20 protein-coding genes and 1 pseudogene are annotated in these 22,168 nt (G+C 59.5%); 6 read left to right on the top strand and 15 right to left on the bottom strand.

Translation table 11 applies throughout. The features are described 5' to 3' along the window. Positions 1 to 200: 200 nt before the first annotated feature. The 4 genes from A0W34_RS09500 (at position 201) to A0W34_RS09490 (ending at position 2,261) form a co-directional block, all read left to right on the top strand. Complete coding sequence (locus A0W34_RS09500) at positions 201 to 584, top strand: hypothetical protein (protein ID WP_081557607.1); 384 nt, start codon at positions 201 to 203, stop codon at positions 582 to 584. A gap of 287 nt (positions 585 to 871) precedes the next feature. Beyond that, positions 872 to 1,060: a hypothetical protein gene (locus A0W34_RS32745; protein WP_156888916.1), complete on the top strand. Its 189-nt coding sequence runs from the start codon at positions 872 to 874 to the stop codon at positions 1,058 to 1,060. 221 nt (positions 1,061 to 1,281) lie between these two features. After that, the gene (locus A0W34_RS32740; RefSeq protein ID WP_156888915.1) at positions 1,282 to 1,443 is read left to right on the top strand and encodes a hypothetical protein; all 162 of its coding nucleotides are present in this window, start codon (positions 1,282 to 1,284) and stop codon (positions 1,441 to 1,443) included. A gap of 365 nt (positions 1,444 to 1,808) precedes the next feature. Further along, positions 1,809 to 2,261, top strand: a complete 453-nt coding sequence (locus tag A0W34_RS09490) for a hypothetical protein (protein WP_081557605.1) — start codon at positions 1,809 to 1,811, stop codon at positions 2,259 to 2,261. A gap of 76 nt (positions 2,262 to 2,337) precedes the next feature. Here the strand turns inward: A0W34_RS09490 and A0W34_RS09485 are convergent, their stop codons facing one another. From A0W34_RS09485 to eccCa, 15 genes and pseudogenes are all read right to left on the bottom strand, one after another. Beyond that, positions 2,338 to 2,595 carry a hypothetical protein gene (locus A0W34_RS09485; protein WP_081557604.1) on the bottom strand — a complete coding sequence of 86 codons (258 nt, stop codon included), beginning with the start codon at positions 2,593 to 2,595 and terminating at the stop codon, positions 2,338 to 2,340. 540 nt (positions 2,596 to 3,135) lie between these two features. Further along, entirely contained in the window at positions 3,136 to 8,046 is a 4,911-nt protein-coding gene (locus A0W34_RS09475; protein ID WP_081557602.1) for a tape measure protein, read from the bottom strand. Positions 8,047 to 8,049: 3 nt separating this feature from the next. Further along, entirely contained in the window at positions 8,050 to 8,325 is a 276-nt protein-coding gene (locus A0W34_RS09470; RefSeq protein ID WP_156888914.1) for a hypothetical protein, read from the bottom strand. 103 nt (positions 8,326 to 8,428) lie between these two features. Then, positions 8,429 to 8,857 (bottom strand): hypothetical protein, encoded by a 429-nt coding sequence (locus tag A0W34_RS09465; RefSeq protein WP_081557600.1) that lies wholly within the window; start codon positions 8,855 to 8,857, stop codon positions 8,429 to 8,431. Further along, on the bottom strand, positions 8,850 to 9,110 hold the full coding sequence (locus tag A0W34_RS09460; protein ID WP_081557599.1) for a hypothetical protein: 261 nt from the start codon (positions 9,108 to 9,110) through the stop codon (positions 8,850 to 8,852). The genes A0W34_RS09465 and A0W34_RS09460 overlap by 8 nt, the downstream gene beginning before the upstream one ends. A 350-nt stretch (positions 9,111 to 9,460) precedes the next feature. Further along, a complete protein-coding gene (locus A0W34_RS09455) occupies positions 9,461 to 10,177 on the bottom strand; it encodes a hypothetical protein (RefSeq protein WP_081557598.1) in 717 nt (238 codons plus the stop codon). Positions 10,178 to 10,229: 52 nt separating this feature from the next. Next, positions 10,230 to 10,580, bottom strand: a complete 351-nt coding sequence (locus tag A0W34_RS09450; RefSeq protein WP_081557597.1) for a hypothetical protein — start codon at positions 10,578 to 10,580, stop codon at positions 10,230 to 10,232. Next, positions 10,577 to 10,747 (bottom strand): hypothetical protein, encoded by a 171-nt coding sequence (locus A0W34_RS32735; protein ID WP_156888913.1) that lies wholly within the window; start codon positions 10,745 to 10,747, stop codon positions 10,577 to 10,579. The genes A0W34_RS09450 and A0W34_RS32735 overlap by 4 nt, the downstream gene beginning before the upstream one ends. A 164-nt stretch (positions 10,748 to 10,911) precedes the next feature. Then, entirely contained in the window at positions 10,912 to 11,238 is a 327-nt protein-coding gene (locus A0W34_RS09440; RefSeq protein ID WP_156888912.1) for a hypothetical protein, read from the bottom strand. Between the two features lie 77 nt (positions 11,239 to 11,315). Continuing rightward, positions 11,316 to 12,398: a hypothetical protein gene (locus A0W34_RS09435; RefSeq protein ID WP_081557594.1), complete on the bottom strand. Its 1,083-nt coding sequence runs from the start codon at positions 12,396 to 12,398 to the stop codon at positions 11,316 to 11,318. Positions 12,399 to 12,466: 68 nt separating this feature from the next. After that, positions 12,467 to 13,771, bottom strand: coding sequence for an IS256-like element ISRer3 family transposase (locus tag A0W34_RS09430; RefSeq protein ID WP_042927240.1), 1,305 nt, complete (start codon positions 13,769 to 13,771; stop codon positions 12,467 to 12,469). A gap of 363 nt (positions 13,772 to 14,134) precedes the next feature. Beyond that, positions 14,135 to 14,485 (bottom strand): helix-turn-helix domain-containing protein, encoded by a 351-nt coding sequence (locus A0W34_RS33810; protein WP_156888911.1) that lies wholly within the window; start codon positions 14,483 to 14,485, stop codon positions 14,135 to 14,137. Positions 14,486 to 15,287: 802 nt separating this feature from the next. Then, on the bottom strand, positions 15,288 to 15,491 hold the full coding sequence (locus tag A0W34_RS33805) for a helix-turn-helix domain-containing protein (protein WP_442971947.1): 204 nt from the start codon (positions 15,489 to 15,491) through the stop codon (positions 15,288 to 15,290). 587 nt (positions 15,492 to 16,078) lie between these two features. Beyond that, on the bottom strand, positions 16,079 to 17,431 hold the full coding sequence (locus A0W34_RS09405; protein WP_081558775.1) for a recombinase family protein: 1,353 nt from the start codon (positions 17,429 to 17,431) through the stop codon (positions 16,079 to 16,081). Positions 17,432 to 17,445: 14 nt separating this feature from the next. After that, positions 17,446 to 19,044 (bottom strand): annotated as a pseudogene (gene eccCa / locus A0W34_RS09400) (type VII secretion protein EccCa); the annotation flags it as partial. Between the two features lie 221 nt (positions 19,045 to 19,265). Between eccCa and eccD the strand changes: the two are divergent. Together eccD and mycP are read left to right on the top strand one after the other, a co-directional pair. Next, positions 19,266 to 20,732: a type VII secretion integral membrane protein EccD gene (gene eccD, locus A0W34_RS09395; RefSeq protein WP_081558774.1), complete on the top strand. Its 1,467-nt coding sequence runs from the start codon at positions 19,266 to 19,268 to the stop codon at positions 20,730 to 20,732. Positions 20,733 to 20,746: 14 nt separating this feature from the next. After that, positions 20,747 to 22,159, top strand: coding sequence for a type VII secretion-associated serine protease mycosin (gene mycP / locus A0W34_RS09390; RefSeq protein WP_081557589.1), 1,413 nt, complete (start codon positions 20,747 to 20,749; stop codon positions 22,157 to 22,159). The last annotated feature ends 9 nt before the right edge of the window (positions 22,160 to 22,168 follow it).

The following is a 22,168-nucleotide window of genomic DNA, read 5'->3' as shown; positions in this document are numbered from 1 at the left end:
AGAAACCACACGGGTGTGACGGCTAGCCCCCGTTGAAGTCACCCGTCAGATGGGTAGTAGCACCCATTCCGATCACACACAGGCACTCGTTGAAGGCAGGCCCGGACGAGGACAGCGTGGCAGCTGTAGCGGTCACCAATACACCTGCCCCAGAAGCATTCTCAGCGCCCAGTAGCGCTGTATCACACTTGGAGTACCCCATGAACTCAACACCCGCCTACGGACTCGATATCGACATCGACGGCACGTATCAGATCACCCACACTAAGCAGGACATCTCCGCGGCCGACACCGCCTACGCGATGCGCGTAACAACACACACCACGATCACCCCAGGGGAAGTACCCGCCTACGACGTTCTCGTTGAGCAGAGCCACGGCCGCGAACTCGAGGTGGATCTGACATCAGGCCTCGAACTTCTGAAGTCGCTGACGGCAGCGTTGGAGACGTTGATGGTTTTGCAGCCTGATCATGAGGCCACTGTCGAGTATCGGAAGGCTGAATCGGCACGAAGGGCTGGATCATCGTCGCCCGACGACAAACCAGCCGAGAAGCTGGAGCCCTGGGCTAACGCGAAACCATGACGGAAGCGATGCTCACCACGCGCCAGGCTGCCGAGCGTCGCCGACGATGCCGCTTCGTGCACAGCGTTCCACGCCCTGCGCAACCCGGATGCCGCTCCCGAAACTCTGGCCATGCTCCACGAGTGGTTCACACAGTCCCTCGCCAAGTCCACGTAGATCGAACTGTACAAGATTGTACAGCTGAGGATCTGCCAGAAACGACAAATAGCGCCCCACCCGAGCATCTCGATTCGGGTGGGGCGCAGTCGAATTAGTGGACCTACGACCTCGACTGGTATACATCCGTCGTGACCAACTCAAAGAAACCCACACTCACCACCGACGAATGGATCGAGGCAATAGTCGCAGATGCGCCGCCCCTCACCGAAGAGCAAATACAGATACTGCGGCAGGCTTTTTCCGTGGTCGTCAACGCCCCACGCTCACCACAAGCGACAACGAGCCAGAGCGACACGCCGCACAGTGAAACAACGTAAGGCCAGGTAGGGCAATATACGACCGATGCAATCGGCCCATATGGGCCAAATCCGTTGCAGCCCTACTGATATAAACCCACGGTGACCAAATCGCCGAACGATTCCAAACCACTCTCCACGGAAGAATGGGTCAACATGGTGGTCGACGAGGCACCGCCATTGTCTCAGTCGCAAGTGGATGTGATCCGTCGAGTTTTCAAATCCGTAGACGGGAGTCAAATGTGACGAACAGAGTGTCGATGACGCATGAGGAATGGGTGCAGCGAGTTCTCGATGAGGCTCCTCCCCTCAGCGAAGATCAGAAGGATCTGCTTCGGCGGGCGTTCTTCGAAGTTCACGATCGAGTCCTAACGGAAGAGAAGGCGCAGCAGGAATCAGACTGATCAAACTTGGGAGCAGAAGAGCACCAACTCGCAAGAATGCCCCGATAGTTGCGCCAACCGGCGTTTCCCCTTGCCCCCACAACCTCGCCACCATACCTTCGACCACTGCATCATCCCCGCAAGCCGAAGGACATCCACGATCATGCTCGTACTGCACACACCATACGAGGCCGCGGCAATCGCCAAATGCCACCCAAACATGATCTACCAGGCCCTGCAGAGCAGTGAACTGAAAGGCATCCAACGCAAGTTCAAAGGTCGCTGGCTGATCGAAAACTCAGAGCTGGAGAAGTGGCTCCTATGCCTATGACATTTTTCGGACCGACTGGTATCCACTGTCTGAGCAACCTGGTAGTAATACTCGCATGAACAGGACACTCGCCGCGGTAGCGGCCATCAGCTCGGCCGCACTCATCCTCGGCGGATGCTCCAGCAACGACACCGCCGAAGAAGAAACCTTCAAACCGAAATCCGGGACACAGCAGTATGACTCGGCGCAAGGCATCGCGGACGACCTCGCTGCTGCCGGTCTGCCCTGCGAGAACTTCACGATCAACGAGTCGACTCGATACGCCACACAGTCAGCAACCTGTGAGATAGCCGGCGAGGAAACGGTGCTTTCAGTTTTCACTTCGGATACCGACCAGGCCGACAACATCAAGGTTTTTTCGACGCTGATGGAGCCGAAGAAGATCGAGTACGGACTCGTTGCGGGCTCGAAGTGGATGATCAATTGCGGTGACACGACGATCAACGACAACTGCATGAACATCAAAGCGCAGCTGGGTGGTCGTCTCATCAAGCCGACCTACTTCTGATCACTGGACTGAGGGCGACCTCCAGGCCCGAGAACCCCGCACGCAGCGGGGTTCTCGGTTAATCATTTCAAGATCTTCAGGCCTTGGGCCAATCGTCGGAGACTCCGGTTGCCGTCATCCACGTCTTCTGCCAGATCGAATCCAGCTCTGCGTACTTGTCCTTGTCGATCCGCTTCAACGTCTGAAGCAAACCATCGACACGACCTCGCGCCCAGTGCGTCTCTCGCTCGTCATCTTCGGAGACTGCCTTGACATAGATGTCGTAGGCCATGGGCAACTCCTGCGCGATCACGTCACGGAGGCCTTCGAGTGTCTGTCCTGAATTAATCGTCATACCCAATAGTGACGTACGACTCACTTAGGGCCCGTACCGGGTGCCCGGTTTGGGCACCGATGACGCCGCCGAATCACACGAGTGGCATTTTGTTACATGAAGATTACCAAATGTGCGCCTCGTTCCGTGGCGCGAGTGTCCGATCCCCGATAGCGTCCTAGATAGAGAAAGCCCCAGGACCTCCTGCACGAGGTTCCGGGGCAACTTCTCAAACCAATTGACCTACTCACAGATCGGATTTTGGTTATGGCTCTTAAGGTACCCGCGACAGGGGAACCTGACAATCGGAACGACGAAAATCGTTCTGAACTGGCGCAGTTCCTCACTGCGCTCGTCAAGTTCAGCGTGGTGTTGGCGTTGACGGTTGGGATGGTTGTGTTCGTGACACTGCAGCCAAGCCCTGAGGCCGCGGCGATGGTTGTTGCGAGCTGCCTTCAGCTCTGGGCTCAGATTAACGATCGGCAGCCCGTGGAGTAGCTAGTTGAACGACGAAAAGCCGCCCCACCAGACCGAAGTCCAGTGGGGCGGCAATCGTTCGATCTATCCTCCGGTGAACCCGAAGACCTTCTTCTGCTGCTCCAATCGCATCTGACGAGCGAAATCGTCCACGTTTGCCGTTGTGACATCACCGATGTGGATGCTGTTGTCATGAACAACTGATGTCGGTTTCGCAGGCGCCAGAGTGGAACCCGCAAACGCCTGCAACTGACCCGGCGAATTGAAAATCGGCTCAGGACGCTGAGACAAATTGATACCCATCTCACCAGGCATCAGCCAACCACCATCATCAAAAACCTTCGGCGCCTTCACACCCCAACGCTCCAGAATCTCAGCAGCAGACATACCGCCCGTCTGCGCGTCGATCTCAGCCTGCGTGAATGTTGCCGGCGTCGGTGCAGGAATCGCAGGCTTACCCATCAACTCAGCGAAGTCCGTCGACAACCAACGGGACTCACCGATACCGAAGTAATCCTGCCCCTGGAGGCCGGTGAAGAGTGCGTCCACGGCGTTGTGGCCGAACGACTTCAGGATCCCATTCAGCGAGTAGTCCTTGCCTCCGGTCTCCTGCTTGCCCTTCAGGACCTCGGCGAGTCCGTCCTTCGCTTCTTGCAGTGCGATGTCGGCCCGCAGTCGATCGTTCGGTGATGCTTCGGCGTCCGCGTACACATCGTTTCGGCGCTCGTTGGCGTCGTCGACCTGCATCTGAGCTTCGAGGCGTTCAATCTCCGCGTCGGTGTAGGCCTTGGAAAGTTCGGGTGCCTGTGGTGACGGTCCCTTCTTTCCTGTTCCGGCTTCGTCCTTTTTAGCCTGGAGATCGATGACTTTCTGTTCGGCCTGCTGAACTTTGATGTCTGCCTGCGCACGGTCAGCTTCCGACTTTTTCTCATCGGCGTAAACCTTGTCGCGGGCTTCCTTCGCCTGCTGAACAGCAATGTCCGCGGACTGCAGGTCAAGTTCCTGCTTGTCCGTCCACGTCACCTCACTCGTAGTGCCGCCGCCTGTGACGCCCTGGGCTTCATTCCATCCGGCGATCATCGAATTTGGCAGGTGATACTTGTTCGGGAACTGCGAGTGCTGAGCGTTCGCCCTGCCCCCGCCGATACCTGATGTTCCGTGAGCGCCACCCGACTCCGCGGCCTGACCGGCGATAGTCGCAGCCATATGCTGCTGTGACACGCCGACCTGGAATTGTGTTCCTGCCGGCCCGAGTCCTGGTTGTAGTCCTGCTAGTGCCCCGTCGAGGATGCTGTATGTGGTGTACAGCCTCTTGGTGGAGCCGACTACGCCCATCACTATTTGTTGGAGCCATCCGACGAATCCGGAGCAGTCGAATCCTGTGGGTCCGGTTCCGCCCCAAACGTATTTGTTGCCTTCGACGGAGCGTCCTGCGCCTAGTGCGGCGTCGATGCCGTTCCGTCCGCCCTCTGCGAACTTTGGCAGAGTGTTCAGTCGGGGGTCGTCCCGGTTGATCGCTGCCAGTAGTCCGTTGTATTTCTCGGAGGATCGACCATTGATGATCCATTCGCCCTTATCGACCCATGATGTAGGTACACCGTCGTAGCCGATTCCGAGAATGCCGTCTGTTGTGGACGTTCCTGGACCTGAGGTTGGGAGCCTGGATCCTGCCGAGTTCTTCGGCAGTCGTGAGCCTCGCGAGTTGAATACTGGTGCGGCAGGGCCGTACTGGCCTGTGCCGTTGAACGCCGCTTGCGCTGCGGCCGTGCGCTGAACATCGATTGTGATGACCGAGGTTCGGTTTCGCGCCGCATTAGTGATTTCAGCGTTCACAACCTGCGCGTTCGCGATTGCGTCCTTGATGATCAACTGAACATCCGGCGAAGCAGTCGTCAAGTCGATCCTCTGCAACTCAGCGAGGGTTACATTTCGACCTTCCGAGAACTGGTCCAGGACCAAGCCAACCTTGGGATCGACCTGCGTCCGGTCAATCTCAGCCAACTTCTGCCTGGTGTCAGCATCGGCAACGAAGAACCTGGTCTGGTCAGCCGTGATAGTCGGCGTAGCAACATTTTTGTCGAGCTTGCCGAGTTCTACAACCACAGCGCCGATGCCAGCAAGCGCAGCGTCAGACTCCGCCGTGATCTCAACTTCACCAGTGGTCTCATTGATCTTGAGCAAGCCGAGGTTCAGGTTGGTGATCGCATCGATCGCGGCCTGATCCTTTACTGTCATGGTGATCGTGCGATCACCCTGGAACTCGTCGGCCCGCACAGCGATGTTGGACAACGCTTCTGATGCCTCGTCGCGACCATCGACTGCCATCGTGATATCGACACGCTTGTCTACGAGCAGCCCTTGAGTTTGCGCCAGTTCGCGAACCTTCTCGATCGGCAGGTCGTACATATCAGCTAGTGACTGCAGACCGCCTTCAAGTTCAGCAGCTGCGTCCTTGCTGCTCAGTCCACTGGCAATCAGGTTTGCGAATTCCTTACTGAGGCCGATAAGCGAGTCACGAAGCGCCTTGGCATTGGGCATCTCCGGATCGAGACCCCCATCCAAACCGACCAGCGCATCGCCCAGACCGCCGACAGGATCAACGCCCTCTTCCGCGGCCTTAGCCAGTTCTCGAACTGCCTCAGCCGCATCAAACATCGCGGACTGCGTGTCAGTCTCGAGAATTCCCAACGCCTGGAGAACAGTCGTCAGGCCATCGAGCTTGGACTTGGAATCGCCGGCAGAATCCGCGATCTGTGAAATGGCGCCCGCGATCTCAACGCCCGCCGGCCCCACTGCCTCCATCGTCAACTGCAGAAGTCTGTGCGACGCACGTTGCTTGTCGAGCCACTCAACGGCCTCCTTGCTGTCGTCGCCGCTCGCCAACATGCGCCCACGTAAAGCGTCGAACGCTGCAGACGAGCCTGTGACAGCTCGGCCGAGATCCTCGTTGGTGATCTTCAATCCATCGAGGGTTGCGGTCACGGCCTTCGACGTGTTGGCCGCGTCTTCCTGCGCCAACGTTGACGAAGCGGTCTCGCCGCGGGTTATGCCCATTGCGTGACTGAGCGATTCCCAACCTGCCACAGACTTCTGAATGAAACTCGGGCCTGTCGAAGCCAGAGAAGCCTGCTCCTGGCGAAGCGAACGCAGATTGGAAACAACCTGAGACGAAATCGCAGCCTCGTCACCCGCAACCATCGCCTTCATCAAATCTGCCTGCGCAGAAGCAGCGTTCGTCACGGAGTCCGCAAGGATACGGTTCTGATTCGTTGCCTTCGCTACACCAGATTTGTAGTTAACAAACGCGACCGTAGCGGCCATCAGGCCCATAGCGAGCGGCCCGCCTAGAGCGTTCACAACGCCGCCAACACTTGCCTTCAGCGCTCCCACCGCAGGGGTTGCACCAACACGCATCGCCGACGCGAACCCGCTAGTCGCCGAAGACGCACCCATGAACGCGTTCTGCATTCCGCGGATGGTCGACGAGTTGTTACCGAGTGCCCGCATCGCTGCACCGGTCACGCCGATCTGCGGAGCCAGATTCCTGAAGTCACCCCGAATCGCACCAAGTGACGCCCGGTAACCCGACGTAGCCGTATTCGCGCTACGCATTCCTGCGGTGATCGGCGCGAGACTTGATGTGACACGTCCCATGATCGCCGGAATGGTCTTGAATAGCAGCCAACCCGCGGCCAATGCCACTACCGCGCCCTGGTTATCCCGCAAAAGACCGGCAGTGAGATTCAACGCCGGCACCAGGGTGGCGTTGAGGATCGATGCTGACGCTTCAAGCGCCGACAGAAAACCATCCCACGCGGACACACCAAGCGCACCGGATGCCGCAGCCAGCGAAGCCGCAATGCTCACAACAGCCGGACCAGCGGATTTCACCGTCCCAAGCAGGGAGTTGAACACGCCGACAATGCGATTCCAAGAACCGTCTACCCCAGAGAGTGAAAACAGTTCGGACATCTTCGCTTTGCCGGATTCAACCAACCCCGGAAGCTCGCCAGTGATCCAAGCCGAGAACTTGTTGATCCCGTACGTAGACTGGTCGATTACCGACGACGTGAGCCCTGAAAGCATCTTTCCGGCATCAAAGTTTTCAGGCAACATCACATCAAACAACAGATGATCGAAAGCCTTAGCCAACGGGCCAACAGACTTCGCCGTATCATCCAACGCCGTTGTAATAGACGACATCTGGCCAGGCAAACGCTCAAACCCAGGACCCAAAGCAGCCGCACCAAGACGACCCATCGCAGCCTTGACATTCTCAAAAGCGCCAACAACAGTGTTGCCCGACTCAAGAGCCGCGCCACCAATGTTCTCGGAAATGACCTTCATGAACGTCGCGGAATCAACCTCGCCGCCCTTGACCATCTTCGCCAAAGCCTCAGCAGTCACACCATATTCCGCCTGCAACCACTGCAGAATCGGAATACCGCGGTCCGACAACTGATTCAAAGTATCCGTGTACACCGTTCCGGACGCCTGAACCTGATTGAAAATCGAACCCATCTCAGAAAGAGACGAACCCGCAATCGTCGCAGCATCACCAGTCAACGACAGATACTTCGTCAACTCCTTACCCGGAGCGATACCCGCAGCAACCGCCGAAGCAGCCACAGTCGCAGCATCACCCAAACCGAAAGCAGTACCCTTCACAGACGCCAAAGCGGAATCCATGATCTTCGCGGTCGACTGAGTCGAATGACCCAAACCGCGGAGCTTGCCTTCAGCGGTATCGATCGCGGTGAGACGACCCATACCCTTCACCAGTGACGCTGCGAGCAATCCGCCCACAGCGAGTCCTGAACCAATCGCACCAGCCTTCAGAGCCGAAGCGAGGCCCGTCGACATCTTGGTGCCGATGTTCTTACCGGTCGCGTCTGCTCCACGCTCAGCCGCACCGAGTGCCGCCCGAACCTGTCCCGGAACCTGCTTGGTGTCAACTATTAAGCTGACATAGGCAGTGGCTAATTCAACAGCCATCTGTCAGCCCTCCACAGACGAGCGGCTATCCGCGTCAAGCCCCAGAGCCGAAATCTCAAGCAGTTCCTCGTGGCTGATGCCCGCGTCTTCCAACAGCGCGAGAATCCGCCCCCAACTCGACCCGAAAAAGAGTGTGAGAGCGATCCCCAGCGTTCGCAGGAACTGCTCGCCATCCTCATCAAGCGATTCAGCATCCAGAAGTCGCCGAACCTCAATCGGGTCCCCCTTCGACTCCAGCAGCCGCGCCCATAAGCGGATACCCCTGTGTGTTTTGATCACTAATCCCCCAAAAAATTGCCCAATCTGGGCATGCAAAGGAGGCCCGAACCAATACGGTCCGAGCCTCCGAGATGTCTTGCTATTCAGTTATTTCGAACATCAATCAGTAGTACGAGTTCTCACCGAGAAGGATCCGCCGCGCTTGCAGATAGGGACTGTTCACGCGAGCTGGGGCAGTCCCCTCACTCGGCACAATCGGCGCCGGCGGACGACTCAGCGCGAGAACCGCCGCCATGGCTTCCGCCTGCTCCTCCAACTCCTCACGAGTGCCGCCAGTCAGAAACTCCAACGACTCCACTGGCAGCTTCTTCTCGACCCGCACCTGATGCCGAAGGAGGGCAGCGACTGCCGTATCCCTCTCCGCAGTCACGGCTTCAATCTCAGCAGGATCATCCACGTGTCTAATTTCGACACCTGATTCGAGTTCTGCGAGGCGCGCATTCGCGGCCCTCACCGCCTTATCGGCTTCCTTACGGGCAGCGCGCTCCTCAGCGAGATCCGCCGTCGTCAACCCACCCAAGTCCTCATCCATCAACTAGCCTTCCCCTCAATTTCGTTTCTCGACGCTCATGCAGTTCGTCCAACGGCGTCCGCGATTTCGGCACCGGATCCTGCTCACCGATCAATTTCATTACGTCCATCAGCCGCGACGACAACATCGCCACATCGCGAGCCGAGGTCGTCGCATCGATCGCCCCCGCCAACCTGTCCCGCAACGCTTCCAACGTCTTCAGATGGCCACCCAGGCTGGCGACCGGCGCGACCTTAACTTTGACGACTTCCATAAATTCGCCCTTTCATACTCATTCGACTCCTCACCATCACCGCAGGTCAGAAACAACTTGGTGTACAGACCTGATGGGGGGGTAGAGGGCTCTACGCCCGAGGGTCGCCTTAGGCCCCTTAAGGGGATGGGGCGCCCCTCGCTTGGTTTCTGCGAGTCCCTGACCTGCACTTATGCAGTGAATGCGACATAAGTGCAGGTAGAGACGTTGCAACTCGTGTGCTGATTGCCCCGAGATTGATGGCAGGTTGTCCACAGGTGATGTGGAAACCTGGCCGATATATAGATGCGGCCCTTTGCCTGAGGGTCGCCGTGACCACCCCCGAGGATGTCAGGCCCCTATGTGGTGCTTCAGATGTCGGCGACGGGCATGTCAGCGAGTTCCCGCAGGCCTCCGTCATCTACCTGGACTCCGAACTCGCGTTGGAGGTCGACTCGGTCGGCGAGGTTGTCGAGGTGGTTGACGATGCTGAAGTTGACCAGTTCTTCGAAGTTGGCTGGGCTTTCGGCGTTGTCGATGACTTGGATGTCTTCGATGAGGTCTTTGTCGGCGGGGTGATGTTCGAAGTGGAGGTTGGCGATGTCTTGCCATCCTCGTTCGAGTGCGGTTGCTGCGATGGACTTGGCGAGTACGTTGTCTCCGGTGAGTATGGAGTCGTTGTACAGGTCGGTGAGTCGTTGGCGTGCTGATGCGTCGTCGGCGGTGTTGGTGGTGATTGGGCCGGCGGCTTCTCGTGCGAGGCGCTTTGATGCCATGTAGCGCTGCTGGGATTCCCGGTCGTTGGCGCTGATGCCGAGTAGCTTGCGCTCGGTGTCGAGTCGGAGTTTCTGTCGCGCTTGGGTTTGTTCTGCCTTGAGGTTGGCGAGTTCTTCTTTTGCTGTGAGGTAGGCGCGGGCGGTGTGTACTCGGCGCTGTAGATCCAGGTGCTTGTTGAGGTTGGCCTCTGCCTGCCTGTTGGGGTTGGGGCTGATGGCTCGCTGGTGCTTGGTGTTCTCGGTGATTTCGTAGACGCGGTTCTCGTAGGCTGCGATGATCTGCTGTGCGGCCGGCGTGTTGTTGATACCCATGTGTTGGTTCCCAATCGGTGTTAGTTGTTGTGATGCAATGTGTTTCAGATGTCTATCGGCTGACGTGGACAAGCTCGGAGTTTCCGAGTTCTTTGGCCAGTAGTTCTTGGTCAGCCGCGGTGATGATCTCGATGAGATCCGCTTGAGAGATCAGCATGTTGGACGGTTCGCGATGCCGTCTGATCCACGTGATGTGGAGTTCGCCTTCGCGGCGTAGAGGGTGGGCGTAGAACTCCCCAACCCTCGATCTTTGTCCGCTCAGCGCATCGGTACCGGCGTCACAGAATGCTTGGAGTTGCTCGTCGTTGAGCCGCCAGTTGTAGATCTCGATGTCGTTTTTGTCGCGTCGGAGTTGGTGTCGTCGTCCCCGTTTGGCGTAGGTCCAGCGCCATTCGTCGGTCACTGCACGTCGTCCTCGTCTCGGTCGTCGAGAGCGCTGACGAGGAGGTTGGTGATGAGCCTGAGTTGCGAGCTGATCCGTTTCTGGTTCGCGAGGATCGTCTCGAGCTTCGTTGCGTCACCGTCAGCGACGGGCGCTAGCGGCTCCAGCTTGGACGCCAATGGCTTCACGTCGAGGTACTCAGTAAGAGCGACCCGTGAGGGTCTGTATTGGCTTGGGCGGATCGGGGCATCGCATGGTCCGAGGAACATCGCTTCGAGTGTCGTTTCGTGCGCTGGCATGTGGCGCCTTTCAATGTGAATCGATTTCGATAGGACGGTTACTGGCATTGGTTTCATTCGTTGTCGGGGCTGATGTCGGCTGAGAGGGTGGAGATCAATTCGTCTGCCCGAGTGACCAGATCGGCGAGATCGTCCTCGGCGAGTTCGAATTGCTTGTGGCCTTCACGGACGGTGCAGAGGCCGCTCGCATCGCATGTCGCAAGAAACGGTCCGACTGTTCCGGCGCCTGTGTCGAGGGCATCGCCGGCTGCATCACACAGTTGTCGAAGTTTCGACGCGGTCAACCTCCAGTAGTAGCCGTCATTGGTGGGCACTTCGAGGCGGTAGTGGCGTCTGTTGGCGCGTTTGCATGTCCGTTGGCGGAGGACTGCGGTGAGCACGTAGGGAGGCGGGTTGTTGATATCGGGTCTCCTTGGGGCTGAAAGTCGATCAGGGGAAGGCTGAGGGGGCGCTGTGCTCATTCCTGCCATGCGTGACCCGATGCGGGTGAGGCGCAGGCTGTATCCCAGCTACTGATCGATGAGCCGGGATCTACGCCGTTGTTGACCATTGACTTGAACAAACCGAATGGGCTTGAGGTGGCCTTCTCTTGGGCGCGTTGGGCGAGGGCGAGTTGTCGCTCGAGGTTGACGCCCTCGGTGGCGCAGTACTTTTCGAAGCGGTCCCAGTTCCTCGAGACCCACTCGATCGACTTCAGTTCGGCGAGGTTGTCGATTTCTGTCTGTGCTTGACGTTGTGCACGTTTAGCCTCGAACTGTCGGTCACGTTCGGCGCGGGCCTCAGCTTCGACGCGCTGCATCTCCTCCCACTTGCACCGCCGGACAGCGAGACGCTGGGCACGGTGGGCGTCGACTAGTGACCGGCGTCGGGCGAAAGCCTCGGGGGATGGATCTGTCCACCCGCCTGTTGGTCCGCCGTTGATCGAGAAGCGAGGGCCGTCGACATAGGTGAATCCGGCATCGAGGAGTTCCTGATTCTCAGCTTCAGTTCGTGCTGACCGTGCGAACCCTTTGTCGAGGAGTTCGGTGATCCTGACGTATCTGAGGGTTTCGGTGTCCCCAGCGTCGGTGTTGATTTCCTGTTCGTAGAGATATGAGAGGTCGTCCTCCTCGTCCTCGCTCGTTAGAGGAGGAGGATCTGATCTAGGGTTTGATAAAGACTCTGTTGGGCAGACATCAGTGTCTGGTGGTTCGGACATCAGTGTCTGGTGGTCTATGACATCAGTGTCTGGTGGTTCCGGTTTGCCATCATCACCACCGGACATCAGTGTCTGGTGGTCTAGCTTGTGATCAACGTAGCCAACCGGATAGGCGAGGTTGTACTCACTCTTCCGTCCGTTACCCATCGACGACCCCGACACAACAAGATCAAGCCAGCCCGCCTTCTGATTGGTTTGCAGATTCCTGCTCACCTGACGCTCACTCAGCTTCGTCTTGGCCGTCAAAATATCCATGCCAGGGAACCCGCGCTTCCCGAACTTGTCTGTGTGGTCCCAGACGATGTAAGCCACCGACCTCGCATTGCTTGGAACATCAGACATCCCGTACGCCTCATGCCAGTGAAACTTGTCCTTCCGAGATATTGTCAAGACCTGTGGATGAGGGTGTTTCAGGCGACCTCCGTTTCGCTTGATTCGTCGGGCTCAGCGGGTGAGATGTCGATGGGTCGTTCGAGCAGCTTGCCTTTGTGGAACACCGCGCCGGCACGGACCAGCGCGACCAGATGGGGGGCGTTGACCGCCCGCCAGCGGGCTTGTGCGGCGTCGATCAGCTTGTAGGCCATGGCAATCCCCGCTGCGCGTGACCCAGGGCCCTTGGTGACCTTGGTTCGCAACCGCACGGTCGCAAACGTCGATTCGATCGGATTCGTAGTGCGCAAGTGGATCCAGTGCTCGGCCGGGTACCGGTAGAACTCCAGGAGCACGTCGGCGTCGTCGACGATCTTGGCGACCGCCTTGGGGTACTTCGCGCCGTAATCTACCTCGAAGGCCTTGATCGCGACCTGGGCCTTGTCGATGTCCTCGGCGTTGTAGATTTCCCGCATCGCCGCGGTCGCACCTGGATGAGCCGACTTGGGCAGCGCAGCAAGCACATTGGCCTGCTTGTGAAACCAGCAGCGCTGTTCACGGGTATCCGGAAACACCTCCCGCAGTGCCTTCCAGAACCCCAGCGCCCCATCACCGACGGCCAGCACCGGGGCGGTCATCCCGCGGCGTCGGCATGAGCGCAGCAGATCAGCCCACGACTCTGTGGACTCCCGGAACCCATCGGTGAGCGCGACGAGCTCCTTGCGGCCGTCGGCGCGGACGCCGATCATCACGAGCAAGCACAGCTTCTCCTGCTCCAGGCGGACCTTGAGATGGATGCCGTCGACCCATAGGTACACGAAATCGGTGCCCGAGAGATCCCGGTCGGCGAAGGCCTTCGCCTCGTCCTGCCATTGCGCGGTCAGCCGGGTGATCGTCGAGGCCGACAGCCCGGCACCAGTGCCGAGGAACTGCTCCAACGCCGCACCGAAGTCGCCGCTGGACAGCCCGTGCAGGTACAGCAGCGGCAACACCTCGGTCATCTGCGGGGACTTGCGTGACCACGCCGGCAGGATCGCCGAGGAAAACCGTTGCCGTTCACCGGTCTCGGCGTCGACACGGCGGTCGTTGACCCGCGGTGCGGTCACCGTCACCGCCCCCGCCGCGGTGAGCACGTCACGCTCGTGGTGATAGCCGTTGCGGACCACCAGCCGCCGGCCGTGCTCATCGAGATGCTCGGCGAACTGCTCGATGTATGCGGCGACTTCGGCGGCCAACGCCGCCGCGAGCATCTGCCGGGCACCGTCGCGAACGATCTCGTCAAGCAACGACCGACCAACACCGCTGTCGTCGTTGGAGGATTGCTGATCCTGAACTACCGTGAGCATGGGCGTACCTTCCCGAACCAGCGCGCCAACGCCGGTCCTGATCAGAGCTGATGGAATTTCAGATCATTCCCGGGAAGGTGCGCCCACTCACGCCGCCTCGCCGAGAACCATCCACAGGTTCTGATCATTGCTCTGTCCTTCCACACGAAAGCCTCTGTCACACGACCCCCTCAGGCTCAAGCAGCTCGTTCGGAATCCAGATGTACAAGCGCCCATCCTCATCACGAGTTGCCTGCCGAACCAGATCATCGTGAACCGCGAATTCCTCAGGACTCATACCGGATTCGGCGTAGTGGACACCATTGCGGTATTCGCAGACCTCGTACAGTGAGGCGTTGAGTCCAGTCGAACTGTCTTCGAAGCTCACACCATCTCCCTTGCCGTTTTTAGTTCCCGGTTCACAACAGCGACCAGCGAGGCGTTGCAACCTATCGCGCGGGCAATCGCCAGCTGGCTCATCCCGCCGGCCTCGATAAGCTCCCTGATCCGCGATCTAGCGGGATGTTTATGCCCGCGCCCCGGACCGGGTTTCGATGCTGTCGATAGGCCTTGACGCATTCGCTGGTCAGCCTTGTCTCTCGCCGCAGTCAGATCCGCAGGCAAATAGACCCACTCACCACCACGGCGTCTGGCAGGAATCAGACCGTTCGATCGCCAGTTCCGCAGACTGCGACGACTCCGACCGATGTACACGGCGGCATCCGGTTCGTTCATCCACCTCACAGGCACGAGAACGGGTACGGTCTCATCCACAATTGGCAAGGCTCGCAACAGAATCACCCACCCTCGACTCAGCCAATATGTCTCCAACGGTCGCGAACGAGCGCATATGCCGTGACATCATCTGCATAAGGTGCGTGTGCATCCCTTGCGGGGGAACCCAACCGGGAGTAGCCATCACGCGCAGAAGGCGCTCACGGAGCCGATCAGCAGGCCGTGCGTCGTTGTCACGAATGCCCCGTATGTACCCGGCGTTCTCGCCGAAACGGAACCTCCATGTAGAACCCAGATTCGACATGTCAACACCCGCATGCTCAGCCCACTCAGCAAGCCACCTCAGCTGCTCGTCAGCTGCATCGAGAGCGTCGAGGTTTACCGGCGCCCGAGGACCCGGCTTATCCGTCTGTTTCGAGTCTGGGTTGGACTCGGCAGTACCGATCCGCGGCTGCCGATACAGTCCCCCACGCAGATGCGCGATCACTTCAGGAATCGCGTTGACCACTGTCTCCAGCGAATAGACGTGTGTGGTCAATCTCCACACCTCATCAGCGCCGTAACGCGGGCTTTCGTCTCAGGCGTGAGCGGAGGCCAGTCTCGAATGAGATCGTCAATGAACTTGGAAATTTCAGGGTTAGGGTGGTACGTTTTTGTTGGCAAGCTCCGCCCTTCGATCCGATAAAACAGCACAGAAAATATCCCTGAGCTGCGAACTCAGGGCAGGTCGAGCAATCAGATGTTCAGTTCGAACGTGTTTTCGATTATATGCCGCACTGGCGACGAGTCACCGTGGTCCGCACTAGGTGTTCCGCGGCCGGCCGCCGACACTCCGGGTTGTAAACCTTTCCACCTGAATCTGGACAGCACGCTCAAGATCATCTCGCGAGTAGAGGATTCTTCCGCTGGCCCGCGGGTGGCCAATCAAATCACCTCGGTTGCGCCAGTTGCGCAATGTGCGTGGCGTGCGGTTCACGTGCTCGGCAGCCTGGCGCGTGGTGAGCATCGCTTCCGTCATGGTTCTCCCTACTTGGATTAGTTGATAATTGATTTTCTGGGAAACCGTTTCCCTATACAGGCATCATATCTACCTGCTCGGTCACACCGCTTTGTTGAGAAAACTACACCCAGTGGCGGACAGAAACACATAATGCGAGATGTAGCGAGATAGATGAACTAAAGACGCAGGTTGAACCGATACGACGAAGCGCGCATTGCACAAGTCGGCGGGTCGCGCCTCCCGTGACGGCAAACTTTACGGGATCCCGTAGAGATTCCGGACATGCTTCAACATGTCCGGTCGGTGTCCCGGCGGTTGTCCCACCAGGTGTCCCAGTGGGACAACCCCACATTTCCACCGGAGTTTTTGCGGACACGCACAAAAAGGTTCCCGCTGCCGGGGAGCTTCTCGTGGAAAACTACTACAGTAGTAGTTTTCCACCGACACTCTCAATAGAGTCTCCATCGGGTCTACATAGAACCTACTTAGATCCTCAATAGGACCTATCGAATTACACGGACAATCGACTAGCAAAAAGCAACCACCTGCTAACCATTCGCTTAAGCACCTGCTTAACGACTGCTTGGATTTCGCTACACTTTCCGCTCAATCTCGATGAACCGAGGATCAAAGCGCCGAAGCCCCTTATCCGAAGGATGCACCCGAACCACCATCAACGCATCAATGATTTTCCCTCGCAAATCAGGAGACTTACCCTCCCAAACCTCAACGAGACGGTCCCCCGCCAACACCAGCTCCACCAGCGGATCCCCCATCCGCGCCTTACCCAACTCCGCATCAACCCTGTCGACCTGCAACTGCAGAGCAGCGTTCGCGGCCTCAAACTGACCCGCATCCATCGCCCCAGAACCGAACATCCCCGCTATCTGCTCGGCCCTCACCTGCAACGAATCCCGCTCAACCTGAAGTCCAGCCACATCGATTTCGTCAGACTGCAAAACCACAGCAGCATCAGGCATCGAAAGCCGAGCAATCACCACGCCATCCACCAACTCGTCGAGCGCCACACCCTGCCGTCGAACATGATTCTGAGGGCATTTGTACGACCGCCGCTTATTGGCGTCTACGTGAACCACCATGCGCTCATCGCAAACCCCACACCGATAGACGCCGCTGCCCTGCCACTTGCGCTCGAACCCCAAACTGCTCGACCGCTTCGGGTCATCCAGGAACGCCACGATGCCGTAGTGGGCATCAACATCGATGATCGCCGGCCACTGACCAGTCCCGACGACTGCGCCACGATGTACCCGCAGGGCTGCATATCTCGGGTTCTTCAGTACTCGCCGCACGCTGGTCGACTTCCATTCTTGGCCACCATGTGCCGTCCTCAGTCCTGCCGCATTCCACTCACGCGCCACCTGCCGCACGGACATCCCCGACAACACGGACTGCACGGCTTCTCGTATTGCCGTCGCCTCCGGCTCAAGCAGCTCTCCGTCAATCGTGTATCCGAATGGTCGGCGCGATGCGATCCAGAGACCAGAAGCTGCCTTCTGATCATTGGCGCGTTTCCGGCGATCGGACATCGCATCGACCTCTGCTCTGGCGACACTGCCGAGGATTCTGGCGACCATCCGGCCGGAGTAGGTGGTCAGGTCGAGCGTTCCCGATTTGACTGTCCGGATCTCCGTGTTGGCGAAGATCGCGATTAGTCGTTCGAGTTCGAGTGGCGAGCGATAGAGGCGATCTGCGTGATACACAATCACTGCGTCGATCTTGCCTGCCTGAATGTCGGCCAACATGTCCTCGTACCGAGGTCGCACAAGGCCCCTACTGGCGGATATGTCGTTGTCCGAATAGTGTTCTACCACTTCCCAATTGAGCGTTTTCGCCAATGCGGAGCAGTCTTCGAAGTGCCGTTCAACGCCCAGCCCCTCGCCAGTCCGGTCGAGTGAGATGCGGGTGTAGATCGCGGTACGCATGGATACACCATAGCGTGTGGTACTTGACAATCAGTCCCGAGAAAGGTTGCACCACCTTTGAAGTCGATCAGGACGAGGTTCAGTGCGTCGGGAGAGTGGGTCGCGATCAGGCCGAGCACCAAGGTTCGCAGGAACTCCGACTTGCCAGAACCGGTGGCTCCGATACACAGCCCGTGCGGACCCATACCGTTCTCGGCCGACTCCTTCAGATCCAGTTCGACGGGGTTTCCGTCTTGTCCGACACCGATCGGCACGCGGAGTCGGTCGCGTCCCTGACGTGGAAGCCAGCCATGCTCAGGATTGAACCTCGCAATGTTTCCTATCCCCAACATCTGGCTCCACGTCCGAAGGGATCGGTCGTCGTCAGCTGCGTCGACGGCATTCTGCGATGCCGCACGGAACGGTGCGATGCGACGGCCGAACGCCTGCGCCAGGCTCGTCGTCGCAGCGTCAGGCCTCGCAAAGTTCTCAACTCCTGCGCTGCTCACCGCGCCGATCTGATCGCTACTGACGACCAGTCGCAAACCACGCGTCGCCACCAGCCGCGGGCAGAACCCGCACAGGTCGAGGACGGTCACCGAGTCGAGCCCGGATTCGGACAACAGGCCGGTGTCACCTTCGAACAAGCCACCGTCCACGACCAGCACGAGATGCGGAACGCCCGCACTGGCTGGAGTGTTGCGAGCGAATCGAGCACGCATCGAAAGCGGTTCCCCGAGGGAACTTTCGAATTCGAGATACGAACCGAACACCATGCGTGCAGTGCCGGTGCCGTCCTGAGACTGCGGGTGTTGCGCGTGTGGGAGCCACTTGACCCACTCCCACTCGGATTCGGTATCGGGACCGCACACCACCGCAACTTGGAGCGTGTCCGGACCGTGGAATGTGCACAGTTGCATCAACATCGAGCGGACAAGCGCACGAGCGGAATCTCTCTGCCCCTCGATGGACATCGCAGCAAATCCGCGAAGCGAGACGGCGGTCGGCAGGTCCTGCACAACCGAATGTGCACGGACGAATCGCCGAAGTGAGACAGCAGCGACGGGTTCGAGATCCTCGACCGGCCCGGTCTCCGGAGACACGAGTCTGGTGGCCAATCGCTGTGTACCCAGACCTACCCGAACGTGGCAGTAGTCCGAGTCGGTGATCTGACGCTCCCACATCCGCACAGTCCCGGCCAGTGTCCAGAGCAGCGACGGCTCGGGATTGCTCCACTCGAGAGCAGCACGCTGCGCACCAGTCGTCGCAGCAACATCACTACGCATCTGATCCAGGTACCGGAGGTAGTCCTTGCGGTCCTCGTTCGCCTCGGACGCTCTTGCTCCACCGCTACGACCGCCCCCGGCGAGCATTCCGAGCATCGACACCATCATCATGACCGGAAACAGCAGGGACATCGGATTGCGCGCCATGCCGGAAGAGAACATCAGCGCCACCATGCCGATCATGGCAACCACCATGATCACCGGAAGTAGTTTGGTCAGTAGGTTTCCCGGCGTGACGCGAGGTATCTCCGGTGGGGCCTGAAGCGTCACCTCGCCGCCCGGTGTGCGCGGCGATTCACGGCGTGCTCGACGCGCAAATCTGACAGTGCTCAATTCACCCACCCCCATCGGTGCTGCAGCTGTTGCCGCCAGACGCCTCGTCCGACTACCGCCGGCCCCCCCAAGGCGTACTCGCGCAATTGCAAGAGAGTAGATCACAACACCGACACTCGGGTCGGTGCCACCTGTTGTCGGCGCTGTCTCCGATACAGGCGCGCAGTTCATGTCGTATTGTTCGGGTGAACTGGGGTGACGCGAAGGGGGAATCGCGTCATGGGAGGGGACAGATCTTGACCAGCACCACTACAACCAGCGCTGCGAACACCGGAAACGGACGAGGCGCGAGTCATTCTGCCGAACTGTGCAGGTTGACGGTACTTTCAGCCCATTCGCAGGTGGATCTTGCGGTGCCGCTTCGTGTTCCACTCACCGTGGTCATTCCGGGCATTGTGGACACAATTGTCAACCACAGCAATTTCAACGAGTTCGACCACACCACCGAACAATTCGAGCCCGTCGACTGGACTCTGTCGAAAGTCGGCAGGGCACCGCTGGCACCGACGCTGTCGCTGCACGAGCACGGAATCCGCGATGGAGAATTGCTCGTACTCGAGGCCTCGGACACCGCTGCCCCGCCCCCACTCTTCGACGACATCATGTACACCGTCGCGGCCACGGATGCGGACGTCTACCGACGCTGGACTCCGGTCACCGCGCGCATTGTCGGCTCGACCGCCGCCCTCGTCGCTGCGCTCGTCGCGGCCCTCGCCCTGGTCCTCGGCGACACGGGACTGATCGGCGCCGTCTGCGGCGGAGTGACGTCTTTGGTGCTCACCGTCGCCGCCGTCGTGGCGGCGCGGGTGTACGGAGACTCTGCAAGTTCCGTCACGCTCGGATGCGCTTCGGTGCCACTGGCGTTCGTCTCCGGCGCACTCTGCGTGCCCGGCACTGTTCTTTCGGCTCATCTGCTTCTCGGTTCGGCATTTGCCGCTGCGGTAACTCTGATCTGCTTCCGCTTGTGCGGCGCCGGATTAGCTGTCTTCACCGCACTTCTCGTCGTCCTTCTCGCGGCGGTGGGCACCTTTGCCGTCACTACCACGCTTCCCGAGGCGCGCACCGCGACCGTCAGCGGCGCGGTGATTGCCGCCGCATTGATCGTTCTCACGTTCACCGCTCGACTGTCGATGTTGTTCGCGCGACTACCGCTTCCCCCTGTTCCGACGCCGAGTAATCCCCTCGACGACGACCGCGACGGACTGCCCGAACCCGAACTACCCGGGCTGACCGAGTTGGCGGAAAGGGCAGGGCGGGCGCGTAGCTATCTGACCGGGCTGATCGTGGCCACGTCAGTGGTCGCGCTCGTCGCTGCCGTCGCACTCGCGTGGTCCTGGCCTGGTCAGGGGATCGTCTGGCCGAATCTTGCTCTCGCATTCGCGACGGCCGTCGTGCTGATGTTTCGCGGGCGCACCTACGCGGGCGCACAGCAGGCTGTGCCACTCATCGCGGCAGGCATCTCGGTGATTCTCGTTCTCCTGGGCGACATGGCATGGACCCATCGCGACCATGCATTGGTCATCTTCGCCATCACGATGACCGTTCTCCTCCTGGCACTGATTCTGGGAATCCTCGCCCCCCAGAACACATTCAGCCCCGTTATGCGACGCGCTGCCGAGCTGTTGGACCTCGCTGCGATTGCAGCAATCGTTCCGCTGATCTGCTGGGTCAGTGGCCTCTTCGCGCTCATGCGTAGCCTCTGAGCGATCGGTGATCGATGGTGATTCGACGTGCAACAAACATCTGCGCCAGTCTCGTGATCGTCGCCTTCAGCGTTCTCGCCGGGGCAGGTGGCGCATCGAGCGCGGTTCCCTCCCCCATCGATCCTGCAATGCTGCCGGAGGACGGTCCGCCCGCACCTCCACAACCCACCGAACAACGAACCCTGTGCGTCCCAGCCGTGGCAGGTGGTGACGATGCGGACATTCCACGTTCTCAACGAGATCTGGGATTCGATTCTGTGTGGCCGATCACCAGAGGGGCAGGACAGCGAATTGCTGTCATCGACACCGGTGTCAGCAGACATCCCCGGCTGCCATCGCTCGACGGCGGCGGTGATTACGTCGGTACCTCCGACGGCACCGACGATTGTGACGCACACGGAACTGTCGTGGCCGGTCTCATCGCCGCCCAGCAAGTCGAGGGTTCCGGATTCTCCGGAGCTGCGCCTGACGCACAGATAATTTCGATCAGGCAGTCCAGTGCCGCCTTCTCGGTGGCCGGCCAACGCGAAGACCCTGCTGTAGCCGAGAACTCATCCGGGTACGGAAACGTCGACACCATGGCATCGGCCGTCCGTCACGCTGCGGACATGGGTGCAAGCGTCATCAACATCTCCGAAGTCGCCTGCAAGCCTGCCGGGGACGGGATCAGCGACCAACGACTCGGCGCTGCAATCGAATACGCCACGATCGCGAAGAACGTCGTAGTCGTCGCAGCTGCAGGGAACGTCGGATCCGGAGGTTGCAAGAACCAGAATCCGCCGCCGGATCCCCTCAATCCCCTGGCCGATCCATGGAACTCGGTTGTGACGATTGCCAGTCCGGCTTGGTACGACGACTATGTCCTCACAGTGGGGTCGGTAGACCCCAATGGCGCCGCCAGTTCCTTCAGCCTCGGCGGTCCATGGGTCGACGTGGCGGCGCCCGGCACCGGAATCACCTCACTTCACCCGACGTCGCCCGGTCTGACCAACGGGGTGTACGGCTCCGACGGCGCCGTACAGTCGTTCAACGGGACCAGTTTCGCTGCGCCCCTTGTCGCGGCAACCGCCGCACTGGTCCGGTCGGTTCACCCGGAACTGACTGCGCTTCAGGTCATGCAACGTATCGAAGCCACCGCCCACGCTCCGGCGCAGGGTTGGAATCCCTACGTCGGTCACGGCGTCATCGATCCACTTGCGGCAGTGACGGGCGAATTGGCCCCAGGAGAACGCGTCAAGGTCAACCATCAGTCGGTGTCGATCGATCCCCTACCCACGCCGCCGACCCCCGACAACCGATCTCGCGACACGGCACTCGTCGGAGCCGGAACGGTCGGCACCCTCGCTCTACTGACGCTGTTGGCATCGATGCCTCTTCGTCGAGTAATTCGTCGGCATCTTCCCGAACGCCAGAACATCGATCCCTGAACCGTCAGC

This window comes from Rhodococcus sp. BH4 (assembly GCF_002079265.1).
Classification (GTDB): domain Bacteria; phylum Actinomycetota; class Actinomycetes; order Mycobacteriales; family Mycobacteriaceae; genus Rhodococcus_F; species Rhodococcus_F qingshengii.
This window is presented reverse-complemented; position numbering and strand designations above follow the sequence as displayed.